Source organism: Rubrivirga marina, from assembly GCF_002283365.1.
Lineage (GTDB): Bacteria > Bacteroidota > Rhodothermia > Rhodothermales > Rubricoccaceae > Rubrivirga > Rubrivirga marina.
Genome location: NZ_MQWD01000001.1, coordinates 1782446 through 1795389 on the forward strand (window position 1 = coordinate 1782446; position 12944 = coordinate 1795389).

The following is a 12944-nucleotide window of genomic DNA, read 5'->3' on the forward strand; positions in this document are numbered from 1 at the left end:
CCTTCGGGGTCCAGTCCCCCGATCCTCGATGGCCCTCCACCCCGACAGCCGCGCCGTCCACGCCGGGCGCGACGACCTCCGCCGCCTCGGCGTCCACGCGCCTCCGATCGACCTCTCGACGACGTACCCCTTCGAGTCGCTCGACGACGCCGTCGGAAGCCTCGACGCCATGATGGCCGGGGCCGGGCCGACCGAGGCGGGTGGGGCCATCTACTCGCGGCTCCACAACCCGACCGTGGCCCGCTTCGAGGAGGGGCTGGCGGCGCTCGAGGGGGCCGAGGCGTCCGTCTCGTTCGCCTCCGGGATGGCCGCCATCACGGCCGCCGTCCTCGCCGCGCGGACCGAGGAAAAGCAGCACGTCGTCGGCGTCCGGCCGATCTACGGGACGACGGACCGGCTCCTCACGTCCGGGCTCCTCGGACTGGAAACGACGTGGACCGACGAAGCCGGCGTCGCCGCGGCCGTCCGCCCCGACACGTGCCTCGTGATGATCGAGACGCCCGTGAACCCCACGCTCGACCTCGTCGACGTGGCCGGCGTCGTGGCGGCGGCCGGCGACGTGCCGGTCTTCGTCGACGCCACGTTCGGGACGCCGGTCCTCCAGCGGCCGATCGAGCAGGGGGCCGCGCTCGTGATGCACAGCGCGACCAAGTTCCTCGGGGGCCACGGCGACGTGCTGGCGGGCGTCGTGTCGGGGTCGGAGGGGTGGGCCGCGCGGCTCCGGCAGGTCCGGATCCTGACGGGCGCCGTGCTCCACCCGCTCGCGGCGTACCTCCTCCACCGCGGCCTCGCGACGCTCCCGCTCCGCGTGCGACGCTCGGAGGAGACGGCGACGGCGCTCGCGGCGCACCTCGTCGGGCACGACGGCGTGGGAGCCGTCTATCACCCGAGCGTCGAGGGTCGGGACCCACGCGGGCTCGTCGGTGCGCAGATGAGCGGACCCGGGCCGATGCTCTCGTTCGAGGTCCTCGGGCCCGACGGCGCGCCCGACGGGCCCGGCGCCTTCGCCGCGGCCGACGGGCTCCTCCAGTCGCTCCGCCTCGCGACGCCGGCCGTCAGCCTCGGCTCGACCGACACGCTCGTGCAGCACCCCGCCGGCCTCACCCAGCGCGTGTCGACCGGCGAAGCGCGTACGAAGGGGGGCATCACGGCCGGCCTCGTCCGCGTCTCGGTGGGGCTTGAGGACGCGGGCGATCTCTGGGACGACCTCCGGCGCGCCATCGAGGCGGGGCGGGCCGCGGCGGCGGAACCGACGAGCGACTGACCGGACGGACGGCGCGCGTGTCACAGGCACGTTCCCACGGCGCGCACTGAGAGCCCGTGAAACGGCTCCGGCCTGAGACTGGTCGGGGGAACAGGTCGTTCATTCCACCCCCGTCCGCGCCCTCTCAGCGCTCCGAAGCGGTCTCTGCAAAGGGAACGCGGAGGCGGCACGAAAACCGAAGTGTTAAGGAACTCCGGTACCAGGCGCCGATAGGACGGGGGTTCGCCCAGACCGCGCCGAGGACTTTCCCTACTTTGCGCGCTTGTGTCTACGCCCAGGAGGGCTGCCGGACGCGGAGGGCTCCCGCCACCTTTGTCACGCTAACCCACGAACCGCCGATGTACGTCCCCCGCAGTCAGCGGATGCTGGACCAGTATCTCCAGGAGATCGGGCAGGTCCCCCTCCTCACGCCCGACCAGGAGGTCGAGCTCGCCCAGAAGATCAAGCAGGGCGACCAGCTCGCGCTGCATCAGCTGGTGCGTGCGAACCTCCGGTTCGTGGTCTCCGTCGCCAAGAAGTACCAGGGCCAGGGCCTCTCCCTCGCCGACCTCATCTCGGAGGGCAACTACGGCCTCGTGAAGGCGGCCCAGCGGTTCGATGAGACCCGCGGGTTCAAGTTCATCTCGTACGCCGTCTGGTGGGTCCGCCAGTCGATCCTGAAGGCGCTGTCCGACCAGGTCCGGACGGTCCGGCTCCCGCTCAACCGCGTCGGCACGCTGTCGAAGATGCGGAAGGCCTCGGCCCGGCTCGCCCAGGAGCTCGGCCGCCAGCCGACGCCGGACGAGATCGCCAAGGAGCTCGACCTGAAGGAGGAGAAGGTCGTCGAGGGCCTCCAGCACTCGCGCCACAGCCTCTCGATGGACGCCCCGTTCGACGACGACGACGGGAACAGCCTCCTCGACGTCCTCGCCGACGACAACTACGAGCAGCCCGACGAGGACCTCACCAACGAGAGCCTCAACATCGACATCGAGCGGGCGCTCGCGACGCTCCACCCGCGCGAGGCCGAGATCACGCGGCTCTACTTCGGGATCGGGCACGAGCAGCCGCTCACGCTTGTCGAGGTCGGCCAGCGGTTCGGGCTCACGCGCGAGCGCGTCCGCCAGATCAAGGAGAAGGCGCTCCGCAAGCTCCGCCAGAAGCACCGCCGCGAGGAGCTCGTGGCGCACCTCAACTAGCCACCCGTCCCCGCCTCGGCCCGCTCGCGGAGCGACCGAGGCGGACCGACTCGGAGGCCCGGCCGACACCGTTCGGCCGGGCCTTTCATTTGGTCCCCGCTAGAGGCCGAACCGGGCGGCGGCGTTGGGGGCGCCGCGCGTCGGCAGGAGGCCCTCGGTCCAGGCCCCGTCGGGGCCGTCGGGGAGGTACCCGAGCGAGCGGTTCGGCGGCTGCGGGCCGTACGTCCGCGCGTCGACGACGCGGTAGCCCGTGGGCACGTCGGCCAGCTTCGGGTTGCCGTAGCGGACGAGGAGGTAGACCGTCCCGCCGGTCGGGTCGAGCACGAGCGCGTCGTTCTCCTCGGCCACGTAGAACCTGCCCTCGGCCCGGGCGTCGGACCCGCCGAAGGCGAGGTCGCGGGGCAAAGTCGCGAGCCGCGCGCTCCCGAACAGGTTGTACGTCGGGAGGACCTCGACGAAGGGCTCGTCGCCCGCCGAGAGCTCGTTGATGACGGCCGGGACGAAGGCCGGCCGGTTCGGCCCCCCGGGCGTCGGGGCGACGGGCCCCCGGAAGATGTCGGGCCCGTTCTGCGGGAGCGGTAACGACAGGCCGTCCGGGTACGACCCCCACGCCTCGACGCCTTCCTCGACGAAGATCCGGGAGACGAGCCGGCCCGACGAGCTGAGGAGCGCGACGTTGGCCGCCTCGGTGGCCGCGAACGGCCCGTTCACGACGAGGAAGGCGCCGCCGTCGAGGAGCGTCGGGTTCTGGATCCGGACGCCGTCCTCGGGCGCCCCCGCCGTCACGATGTACCCGCCCAGGTTGATGGGCTCGAGCGTCGGGTTGTAGAGCTCGGCGTACCCCTCGCCGACCTCGTTGACCGCCACGAGGCTGGCGGGGTCGCCGGGGACCGCGAAGCCGGCCCGGGCCTGCGTGCTCGGCGACGGGAGCCAGCGGACGGGCGCCTCGTAGCCGGAGCCGACGAAGCCGAACCCGCCGTCCACGTTCGAGAACGCCCCCGGCTCGACGATGGCGTCGAGGTCGAACCCGCCTTCGGGCACCGCCCACGCCTCGTTCGTGACGAAGGCCGCGAACTCGGCCTCGATCAGCGTCAGCCCCACGCCGGCCAGGTTGGCCGACCGGAGGTAGTCCTGGACGGCGAGGAGGAAGGGCACGACGACGACCCAGTCGGCCCCCTCCTGCCGGATGGTGTACTCGTCGACCGGGACCACGAGCGTGCTCGTGTCGGCGGGGGCCGTCGGGAGGCCCGTGACGTAGAGCCGGAGCGTCCCGCCGAGCACCCGCGGCACGCCGCGGACCGTCACCGGGTAGTTCGTCAGCGCATTGATGTTGAACGGCGCGCCGATCTCGGACCGCGCCAGCGGCGGCACCTCGACCTCGACTGTCGCCTCCCGCCCGTCGCTGGCCGCGACGTTGACGGACACGCGCCCGCCGGGCGTCGGCGTGTAGTCGGCGACGAAGACGTGGCCGATCGAGCCGTCGCGGTACGTCACGAGCGAGTCGCGCCACGTCACGGTCTCCCCACTGCCGGCCTCCGTCGTCGTCACGACGGCGTCGAGCACCTCGGGAGTCGCTTCGTCGATCGTCTGCCCGATGGGGACGACGCGGATCGCCTGCCGGTCGGCGGCGGGATCGAGGTACCCGTAGAGCGAGAACACCTGATTGGTCCCGACCGTCGGGTCGACGACATCCGAGCACCCGGCGGTGTGGAGGACGCCAGCGATGGCGAGGACGAGGAGGGAGAGGCGGCGCATGGGCGCGTCGGGGGAGAGGCTAGCGGGCGACGAGGTGCCGGGCGGCGGCGTTGGGTGTGCCACGGGTGGGGCGCAGGCCGGTCGTCCAGGCGTCGGGGTCGCCGTCGGGGAGGGCACCCGACGAGAGGCCGGGCGTCTGCGGGCCGATCGTCCGGACGTCGACCACCTGCGGAGGATTGTCGCGGATCAGGACGACCAGGACGACTTCGCCCCCGCCTTGGGGAAGATCGAGCCGACCGAGCGTTTCGGCCGCGACGCCAAAGCCATCCGTGAACGGCGCCGGGACCCACTCGGAGAGCGGCCGTGCGGGGTCGTCCGTGAGCAGGACGTTGGCGATGCCGGGGACGGCGACCACCTCGACCCAGCCGTCGCTCCCGGCCGTGTACACCTCGTTGACGAGGGCGAGTCGCGTGCGGGGCCGGTTTGGGCGGCCCGGCGTGGCGGTGACGGGGCCGCGGAACAGGTCGACGCCCCGGTACCGCTGGATCTCGCCGATGAGGCGTGTCCGTCCGTCCGGGTACGAGCCGACCCCGCCGAAGGCAGCCTCGACGGGGAGGTCTTCGACGACGTACTCGATGATGGGCTCGCCGCTCCGGCTGAGGAGCACGACCGGCCCGTCCGATAGCGACGGCCCGACCTGGAGGACAGCGAAGCCCCGGGGCGATACGGTCGTGCCGTCCGGGAACTCCGCCGTCTGCCCGCTGGCCGAGATGGCGTAGCGCCCGACGGGGACCGCCTCGAGGGTCGGGTTGTAGAGCTCGACCCAGCCGGCCGGGTTCACCTCGTTGATCCAGAGGAGCCCGGCGGGGTCGACGTCGACGTCGAAGCCGGCGCGGGCTTGCGTCGTGAGCGAGGGGGTCCACCGGACCTCCGTCCAGTACCCCGCCCCGACGAAGCCGAACCCGCCCTCGACGTTCGAGAACGTCCCCGGCTCCACGATCCGGTCCTCGTCGAGACCGTCCGGGGGGACGGCCCAGGCGTCGTTGGCCACGAACGCGCGGAGCGTGACGTCGACGAGCCGGAGCGAGGCGCCGCCAACCACGTCCGAGGCGAGGAAGGTCCGGGCCGTCGAGACGAAGCCGAGGTCAAGCGTCCAGCGGCCTGCCGCGCCGGACTCGAACGGGGCGACGCCGTCGAACCGGACGGCCGTCGAGTCGCTCGTCGAGCCGGGCAGGCCGGCCACGCGGAAGACGAGCTCGGCGTCGAGCACGCGCGGGGCGTCGATGCGGAGCGGGTACGTCACGTCAATGCCCGACCCGACGGCGTCGCCGAGGTCGGGCTCCACGAGCGCGGGGACGTCGACGTCGACGGTCGTCACGCGGCGGTCCCCGTCGGCCTCCTCGACCCGGACCTCGACCGTGGCCCCCGGCGTCGGCGTGTAGTCGGAGACGAAGACGTGGCCGACGGACCCGTCGCGGAACGTCACGGCCGAGTCCCGCCACGTGGCCGTCCGCCCGGTCCCCCGCTCGACGGACGTGACGGTGGCCGCGAGGGTCCGGGCCGTGTCGGCGTCGAGGGCCCCGTAGATCGGCGCGACGCGGAGGGCCTGCCGGTCGGCCGTGGGGTCGAGGTAGCCGTAGAGCGAGAAGGCCTGGGCCGTTCCGACCGTCGGGTCGATGGTGTCCGAGCACGCCCCGAGGGCGAGGGCGAGGAGGAGGGCGGCGTGGCGCATCTAGCCGGAGCCGGCGAGGAGGCGGGGCGCGGCGTTGGGCGCCTCACGCGTCGGGGGGAGGCCGTCGGTCCAGACGCCGCCGGGGCCGTCGGGGAGGGCGCCCGTCGAGCGCCCCGGCGTCTGGGGCCCGTACGCCCGGACGTCCATGACACGGAACACCTGCGCCTCGGTGGTCGGGTCGAAGTAGCGGACCAGCAGGAACACCTCGCCGCCCGTCTGCGAGAGCTCCAAGAGCCCGCCCTCGTCCGACGAGCCGAACACCTGGGCCGAGTCGACGAAGACCTCGGGCGCCTCGAGGATCCGGTCGAGCGAGGACGTGATGCGGTAGTGGAAGCGGGTCCGGGCTTGCGAGAGGACCTCGACCCAGCCGTCGGCCCCGGAGGTCAGGACCTCGTTGACGAACGCGTGCTGGTGGAGCGGGGCGTTGGGGCCCCCCGGCGTCGGGACGTTCGGGCCGGCGAAGACGTCGACCTGCGGCGTCCGCGTCGGGCCCGCCCCTCCGTCGTCCTCGGGCTCGGGGACGAGCGGGCGCGACGGGAGGGTGAACCCGTCGGGGTAGGCGCCGAAGGCGGTCGCCGGCTCGATCCCGATCGACAGCGGGTCGACGTAGAGCTCCTGGACGGCGCTGCCCTCGGTGTTCAGGAGCTGGACCCGGTCGCCGGGCGCGATGACGAGGCCGGCCTGGGCGAGGTAGAACTCGCCGGGCTGGACGGTCGTCCGGTCCGGGATGCGGTAGCTCGGCCCGCTGCCGTCGTCGTCAATCCCGTCGGAGACGGTCAGGGTGTAGCCGCCGATCTGGACGGGGTCGGGGGTCGTGTTGTAGAACTCGACCCAACCGTCGGTGAGCGAGACCTCGTTGATGCGGACCCGGCTGGCAGGGTCGATGTCGACCTTGAACCCGGCCCAGGCCTGGACCGTGAACGACGGCGTCCACCGGAGGGCCGTCCGGTACCCGGCGCCGACGAAGCCGAACCCGCCGTCGACGTTGGAGAACGTCCCGGGCTCGACGAGCGCGTCGGGGTCGGCATCGGCGAGGGGCGCGCCCCACGCCTCGTTGGTCACGAACGCGACGAACTCCACCTCGACCAGTTCCACGACGCCCGCGAGGCCGCGGCGCTGGAGCTCGTCACGGGCGAGGACCAGGAATGGGACCTCGATGGCCCACGTGCCGGGCGCGGCCTCGGTCGCGGGGAGGCTCTCGAAGCCGATGTCAAACGCGCCGACCTTGTCCACCTCGGTCCCCGGCAGGCCGAGGACGTGGACCCGGAGCACGCCGGCCTGGACGTGCGGGACGTCTTGGACCTCGACGCGGTAGGTCCCCCGGGGCAGGCGGGTCCCGTCGGCCATCCGGGCCTGGCGGACGGGCGGGACCGTGACCGTGGTGGTCACGACGCGCCCGGCCTCGGCGGTCTCCTCGACCCGGACGTCGACGGTCGCGCCGGGCGTCGGCGTGTAGTCGGCGACGAAGACGTGGCCGACGGACCCGTCTTGGAACGTCACGGCCGAGTCGCGCCAGGCGACCTCCCGCCCGGTTTCCCGCTCCACCGAGGCGACCCGGGCCGGCGCCGCGCGCACGGTGTCGGCGTCGATGGTGCCATAGATCGGGGCGACGCGGATCGCCTGCCGGTCGGCCGTGGGGTCGAGGTAGCCGTAGAGGGAGAACACGCGGTCCGTGCCCAGCGTCGGGTCGACGGCGTCCGAGCACGCCGCGAGGGCCGCGGCGGTCAGGAGGAGCAGGAGGCGCGAGCGGCGCATCGGGGCGGGCTAGAGACCGAGGCGGGCGGCGGCGTTGGGGGCGCCGCGCGTCGGGAGGAGGCCCTCCGTCCAGTTGAGGTCCGGCTCGCGCGGGTCGGCCAACCCGTCGGGGAGGTAGCCGACGGAGCGCCCCGGCGTCTGGGGCCCGTACGCGCGGTAGTCGACGACGCGCCGGGGCCGGCGCTGGCCGGGGTCGGGGAGCGGTCCGTAGGAGGCCAGCAGGTAGACGACGCCCTCGGCCTGCCCGAGCACGAGCCCGCTGCCTTCCTCCGCGACCCAGAATTCCGTCCCGGAGACGGGGCTGGCCGGGCTGCCGTCGAAGAGATCGCGGGGGGCGGAGAACAGGCTCGCACGTTCGAGGTTCGGGCGCGTCTGGAGCACCTCCACCCACCCCGTCTCGCCCTCGGTGTAGAGCTCGTTGATGACGGCGGGGACGAGCGACGGCCGGTTCGGGCGGCCCGGAGTGGCCCGGAGCGGCCCATGGAAGAGGTCGGTGCCGGGGTCGTTGGGGCCGCTTCCCCGGACCGGGTACGAGAGCCCGTCGGGATAGGAGCCCCACGTCTCCTGCTCGTAGTCGAGGCCCCCCGTGAGTGGCTCGATGTACATCCGGGAGACGAGCCGGCCGGACGGCGAGAGCAGCTTGACCTCCGTCTCGGGCACGATGGTGAACGGGCCGTTGACGACGAGGAAGGCCCCGCCCTCGATCTGGGTCCCGAACGGAAGCCGGACGCCGTCCTCGGGGACCCCGGCCGTTACGGCGTAGCCGCTGAGCGTGACCGGCTCGAGCGTCGGGTTGTAGAGCTCCGCGAACCCCTCCCCGACCTCGTTGACGGCGATGAACCCGGCCGGGTCGTTCTCGATCGCGAAGCCGGCCCGGTACTGCGTCCCCGGCGAGGGGAGCCATCGGACCGGCGCCTCGAACCCCGACCCGACGAAGCCGAACCCGCCCGTCACGTTCGAGAACGTCCCGGGCTCCACGACGGCCTCCTCGTCGAGTCCGCCCGATGGCAGGTCCCACGACGCGCTGGTGACGAACGGCGCGAACTCCGCCTCGAGCAGCGTCAGGCCGCGCTGGTACAGCCCGTTCGCCTGGAGGTAGTCGCGCGTCGCGGCGAGGAACGGGACGGTCGCGACCCACGCGCCGGCCTCCTCGCGGACCGTCAGCTGGCCCGGCTCGAAGGGCACCTCGAGGCGGGTCGTGTCGCTGGGAGCCGAGGGGGCCCCGGTGACGTAGAGCCGGAGCGTCCCGCCGATCACGCGCGGCACGCCGCGGACCGTCACGGGGTAGGTCGTGTCGACGACGCCAGAGAGCGGCTCGCCGATCTCCGACTGCGCCAGAAAGGGGACGTCGACCTCGACGGTCGTCACGCGGCGGTCCCCGTCGGTCTCCTCGACCCGGACCTCAACGGTCTGGCCCGGCGTCGGCGTGTAGTCGGCGACGAAGATGTGGCCGACCGAGCCGTCGCGGAACGTCACGACGGAGTCGCGCCACGTGGTGGTCCGGCCGGTCCCGCGTTCGGTCGACGTCACGCGGGCCGCGAGCGTGCGACTGGTGTCGGCGTTGAGGGTCTCGAGGATGGGCGCCACGCGGATCGCCTGATGGCTCGCCGTGGGGTCGAGGTAGCCGTAGAGCGAGAAGGCCTGGGCCGTGCCCAGCGTCGGGTCGACGGCGTCGGAGCACGCCGCGAGCGCGACGAGCGCCACGAGGGCGAGGAGGCGGCGCGGCATCTAGTCGTTGACCGCGAGCTTGATGCCGAACGACGGGATGAGGGGGAGCTGGTCCACGCGCCGGAGCGTGAACGTGTCGTAGTAGAACACGTTGGCCCGGTCGTAGGCGTTGATGAGCGCGATCTGGGCCGTCAGGTCGAGGCCGGCCGAGAGCGCGAACGTCCGGTCGGCCGAGAGGTCGAGGCGGTGGAAGGTGGGAAGCCGGCCGTTGTAGGGGCGCTCGTAGATCACGCGCCGCGTGCCCGGCGTCTCGAACACGTCGGGCGGCGAGTTCGGCGAGATGAACCGGTCGAACCCGAGGGCCCGCGTGAACGGGAGGCCCGAGCCGAACTGGAACCGGGCCGAGAGGTCGACGCCGGCGACCGTCGTCGAGACGAGCGCGTTGAGCTGGTGGCGCCGGTCGTGCGGCGGGTTGAAGCGGAGCGTCTCGGTCCCGTACCACAGCTCGAGGTTCGGGCCCTGCGCGTCGTAGGTCACCTCGGAGAGGCCGTAGCTGAGGTAGGCGTAGGCGTTTCGGGCGCGGACCTCGACGCGCGTGTCGAGGCCGTAGACCTCGCCCGTCGCCGGCTGCGTGCCGGTCGAGAACCGCGGGAACGCCGTCCACTCGGCCACCTGGAGGTTGTCGAGGAACTTGACGTAGCCCTCGGCCACGAGCTCGAGCCACGGCGCCGGCGTCACGCGGTAGCCAACGATCCCGTGCCACGCCGACGGCACCTCCTCGTCCCGGGCCCGCGTCCACGCCGTGAACACGTTGGCCACGTCGCGCCGGTCGTTCACGCCGATGACCTCCTGGTGGTAGAGCCCACCGGCTGCTGAGAGCTCGTGGGACCCGCCCTGCCACACGACGCGGGCGCGGGGCTCGAGGTAGGTCCGCCCGTCGTTGGGGTAGCTCTGGATGCGGAGGCCACCCTGGAGCGACAGCCCGCCCAGCCGGAGTTCGGGCTCGAAGTAGGCGCCGGCCTCGGTGAAGTACTCCTCGAGGTTGTCGCCGCCGGCCAGCCGGAGCTCACTCGTCAGCCGGTTCGTGCGGACGAACACGCCCGTGTGGAGGTCGACCGACGGGAGGTAGAACGTGAGGTTCGTCTCGGCGTTGAGGCGGCCGATGGAGGACGCCCGGAGCGGGACGTTCCGGAGCGTGTCGAGGCCCTGCTCGCTCTCGAGCTGCGACACGTTGACGAGGATCTCGGCCCGGAGCGCCGACACGTTGGGGAGGTAGAGGAAGCGGAGCCCAGCCGCCGTGTTGCGGTAGCCGACCTCCTCCGGCACGTCCCCGCCGACGTCCTCGCCGATCGTCCCGCGGTCGTACGTGTGGATGCCCTGGACCGAGAGCTGGGCGTTCGGCGTGAGCACGCCGTGGACCTTCCCGAACACGTCGCCGAAGTCGTAGGGGAGGTCCTGGTCGACGATCCGCGAGGCGCCCTCCTCCACCACGCTCTTCCGGCCCGAGACCACAAACGAGGCTGCCCCGGGGATGAGCGGGCCCTCGACGCGGGCGGCGCTCACGAACGGGGCGACGGAGGCCGCCGCGGCGAACTCGCGCTTGTTGCCGTTGCGGGTCTGGATGTCGAGGACCGACGAGACCTGGCCGCCGAAGCGGGCCGGGTAGCCGCCGGCGTAGAGGTCGGCCCCGGCGAGGATGTCACTCGGGAACGCCGAGTAGAACCCGAGGACGTGGAACGGCTGGTACAGCGCCATCCCGTCGAGGAGCACGAGGTTCTGGCTCGGCTCGCCGCCGCGGACGAACAGCTGGCCGCCGCGGTCGCCCGTCGTGACCACGCCCGGCGACGTCGTGAGGTAGCTCACGAGGTCGCCCGAGACGTCGGGCGCCGGGACGATGTCGATGTCCTTGGGGTCGATGGCCTGGACGCCGGCCGTCACGCGGGCCCCGCCCGCCGACCGCTCGCTCTCGACGACGACCTCGAAGTCGCCCGTCTCGACCGCGAGCGCCACGTCGTACGACCGGAGCGGCCCGGCGTCGATCGTCACCAGCTCGGACTGCGTCTCGTAGCCGACGTAGCTCACGCGGACCACGTACGGGCCGACGTCGAGCCGTGGGATCACGTAGAGCCCGTCGATGTCGGTCGCCGAGCCGCGCGGGTCGCCCTGCGGATTCCCGTCCGCGTCGACGGGCTGGGCGAGGACCGTCGCGCCGATGAGTGGCTGGCCGTCGTCGGCGCCGGTGACGAACCCGCGGAGGCCGCCGGTCTGGGCCAGGGCGGAGCCGGCGGCGAGGAGGGCGACGAAGAGGGCGAGTAGCGGACGGGCCATTCAACAGGACGAGAGGTGCAGCGCGGAAGCTACCCGCACCGCCCACCCTCAGACAGGCGAGATGTGATGCCCTGCTAACCCGATAACAGTTACGACACAGCGGCCCCGATCGCCTCCAGGCGCGCCCGCTCGGCGTCCGAGAGCGCCCGGTCGCGGCGGGCCATGACCGCCTCGGCGACTCGGAGCGCCTTGTCGATCCGGTACGGGACGAGCCCCTCAGCTCCGCCCCACGAGAAGCTCGGGACGTGGCGTGGCGGGAAGCCCGACCCGAACAGGTTGCAGAACACGCCGACGACGGTCCCCGTGTTGAACATGGTGTTGATCGAGCACTTCGAGTGGTCGCCCATGAAGAGGCCCGCGAACTGGCGCCCGCTCCCCACGAAGTCCTCCGCGACGGCGTCCCAGAGCGTGACCTCGCCGTAGTCGTTCTTGAGGTTCGACGTGTTCGTGTCGGCCCCGAGGTTGCACCACCGCCCGAGGTAGCTGTTGCCGAGGTACCCGTCGTGGCCCTTCGACGACAGGCTGTGGACCACGCTCCCGTGGACCTCGCCGCCCACCTTCGACCAAGTCCCGATCACGCTCTCGTCGACCCGCGCCGCAGGGTGGACGACGGCCTTCAGCCCGAGGTACACCGGCCCCTTCACGACGGCGTTCTCGCCCACCTCGGCGCCCGCGCCGATCCACACCGGTCCCGCGTCGGCGCGCACCACGGCCCCCGTCCGGATCACCGCGCCCTCGCCGAGGTGGACCGACTCGGGCGCGACGACGTGCGCGCCGTCCTCGATCGTGCCGGCGTGTGTGCCGAGCCCGCCCATCGCTTCCAGGTCGAACGAAATCCGCTCGCCGAGGTCGGCGATGAGGTCCCACAGGTGCGTGACGAGCGTCGCCCCCCCGACGCGCTCCTCCGGGATCCCCTCCGTGTGGAACCGGCCAAGCGCGTCGGTCGCGGTGAGGCTCTCCGGCGGGTTCGGGTGCCAGAGCGCGAGGAGCGTGTCGCCTTGCGTGAACGCCCGCGCCTCGTCCGTACCCACCAGCCCGCGCACGGCGTCGAGCGCGTCGCCGGGGCGGACGAGCCACCGCCCGTTGATGAACAGCGTCGGTCCCGCGACCTCGCCCGCCTCGGGGTGTTCTTCGGCCGCGACGCCCGTCAGCGCGGCGCGCGTGTGGAGCGCCAGCCGGTCGGCCGGGAACGCCGCCGCGATTCCCTCAAACAGCGTCCGCGCCCCGACGCGGAGGTCGTAGACGGCCCGCGTGAGCGCGAGCGGGGAGAGGTGGCCGACGCGGTCGTCCTCGAAGGGGCAGAGAGTCATAGGGGGACGGGGGA

At 72.8% G+C, this 12944-nt stretch carries 8 protein-coding genes; 2 read left to right on the plus strand and 6 right to left on the minus strand.

All coding sequences use genetic code 11. The features are described 5' to 3' along the window. The first annotated feature begins 28 nt into the window (after nucleotides 1-28). Nucleotides 29-1264, plus strand: coding sequence for a trans-sulfuration enzyme family protein (locus tag BSZ37_RS07400; protein ID WP_095509937.1), 1236 nt, complete (start codon nucleotides 29-31; stop codon nucleotides 1262-1264). A 338-nt stretch (nucleotides 1265-1602) separates the two neighbouring features. Continuing rightward, nucleotides 1603-2442 (plus strand): sigma-70 family RNA polymerase sigma factor, encoded by an 840-nt coding sequence (locus BSZ37_RS07405; protein WP_095509938.1) that lies wholly within the window; start codon nucleotides 1603-1605, stop codon nucleotides 2440-2442. A gap of 99 nt (nucleotides 2443-2541) precedes the next feature. Here BSZ37_RS07405 and BSZ37_RS07410 read toward each other — a convergent pair whose 3' ends face one another. From BSZ37_RS07410 to BSZ37_RS07435, 6 genes are all read right to left on the minus strand, one after another. Beyond that, a complete protein-coding gene (locus BSZ37_RS07410; protein ID WP_095509939.1) occupies nucleotides 2542-4197 on the minus strand; it encodes a lamin tail domain-containing protein in 1656 nt (551 codons plus the stop codon). Nucleotides 4198-4216: 19 nt separating this feature from the next. Continuing rightward, nucleotides 4217-5869 carry a lamin tail domain-containing protein gene (locus tag BSZ37_RS07415; protein WP_095509940.1) on the minus strand — a complete coding sequence of 551 codons (1653 nt, stop codon included), beginning with the start codon at nucleotides 5867-5869 and terminating at the stop codon, nucleotides 4217-4219. Further along, entirely contained in the window at nucleotides 5870-7624 is a 1755-nt protein-coding gene (locus BSZ37_RS07420) for a lamin tail domain-containing protein (protein WP_095509941.1), read from the minus strand. It abuts the gene before it with no gap. Between the two features lie 9 nt (nucleotides 7625-7633). Then, complete coding sequence (locus BSZ37_RS07425) at nucleotides 7634-9352, minus strand: hypothetical protein (RefSeq protein WP_095509942.1); 1719 nt, start codon at nucleotides 9350-9352, stop codon at nucleotides 7634-7636. After that, the gene (locus tag BSZ37_RS07430) at nucleotides 9353-11620 is read right to left on the minus strand and encodes a TonB-dependent receptor (protein ID WP_095509943.1); all 2268 of its coding nucleotides are present in this window, start codon (nucleotides 11618-11620) and stop codon (nucleotides 9353-9355) included. It lies immediately after the preceding gene. A gap of 89 nt (nucleotides 11621-11709) precedes the next feature. Next, nucleotides 11710-12930, minus strand: coding sequence for a putative sugar nucleotidyl transferase (locus BSZ37_RS07435; RefSeq protein WP_095509944.1), 1221 nt, complete (start codon nucleotides 12928-12930; stop codon nucleotides 11710-11712). Nucleotides 12931-12944: the final 14 nt, after the last annotated feature.

Bases quoted from the DNA above. Each gene is read 5' to 3' on its own strand.
- BSZ37_RS07435 (WP_095509944.1), bottom strand. From the start codon at position 12,930: ATGACTCTCTGCCCCTTCGAGGACGACCGCGTCGGCCACCTCTCCCCG.
- BSZ37_RS07410 (WP_095509939.1), bottom strand. From the start codon at position 4,197: ATGCGCCGCCTCTCCCTCCTCGTCCTCGCCATCGCTGGCGTCCTCCAC.
- BSZ37_RS07430 (WP_095509943.1), bottom strand. From the start codon at position 11,620: ATGGCCCGTCCGCTACTCGCCCTCTTCGTCGCCCTCCTCGCCGCCGGC.
- BSZ37_RS07405 (WP_095509938.1), top strand. From the start codon at position 1,603: ATGTACGTCCCCCGCAGTCAGCGGATGCTGGACCAGTATCTCCAGGAG.
- BSZ37_RS07420 (WP_095509941.1), bottom strand. From the start codon at position 7,624: ATGCGCCGCTCGCGCCTCCTGCTCCTCCTGACCGCCGCGGCCCTCGCG.
- BSZ37_RS07415 (WP_095509940.1), bottom strand. From the start codon at position 5,869: ATGCGCCACGCCGCCCTCCTCCTCGCCCTCGCCCTCGGGGCGTGCTCG.
- BSZ37_RS07400 (WP_095509937.1), top strand. From the start codon at position 29: ATGGCCCTCCACCCCGACAGCCGCGCCGTCCACGCCGGGCGCGACGAC.
- BSZ37_RS07425 (WP_095509942.1), bottom strand. From the start codon at position 9,352: ATGCCGCGCCGCCTCCTCGCCCTCGTGGCGCTCGTCGCGCTCGCGGCG.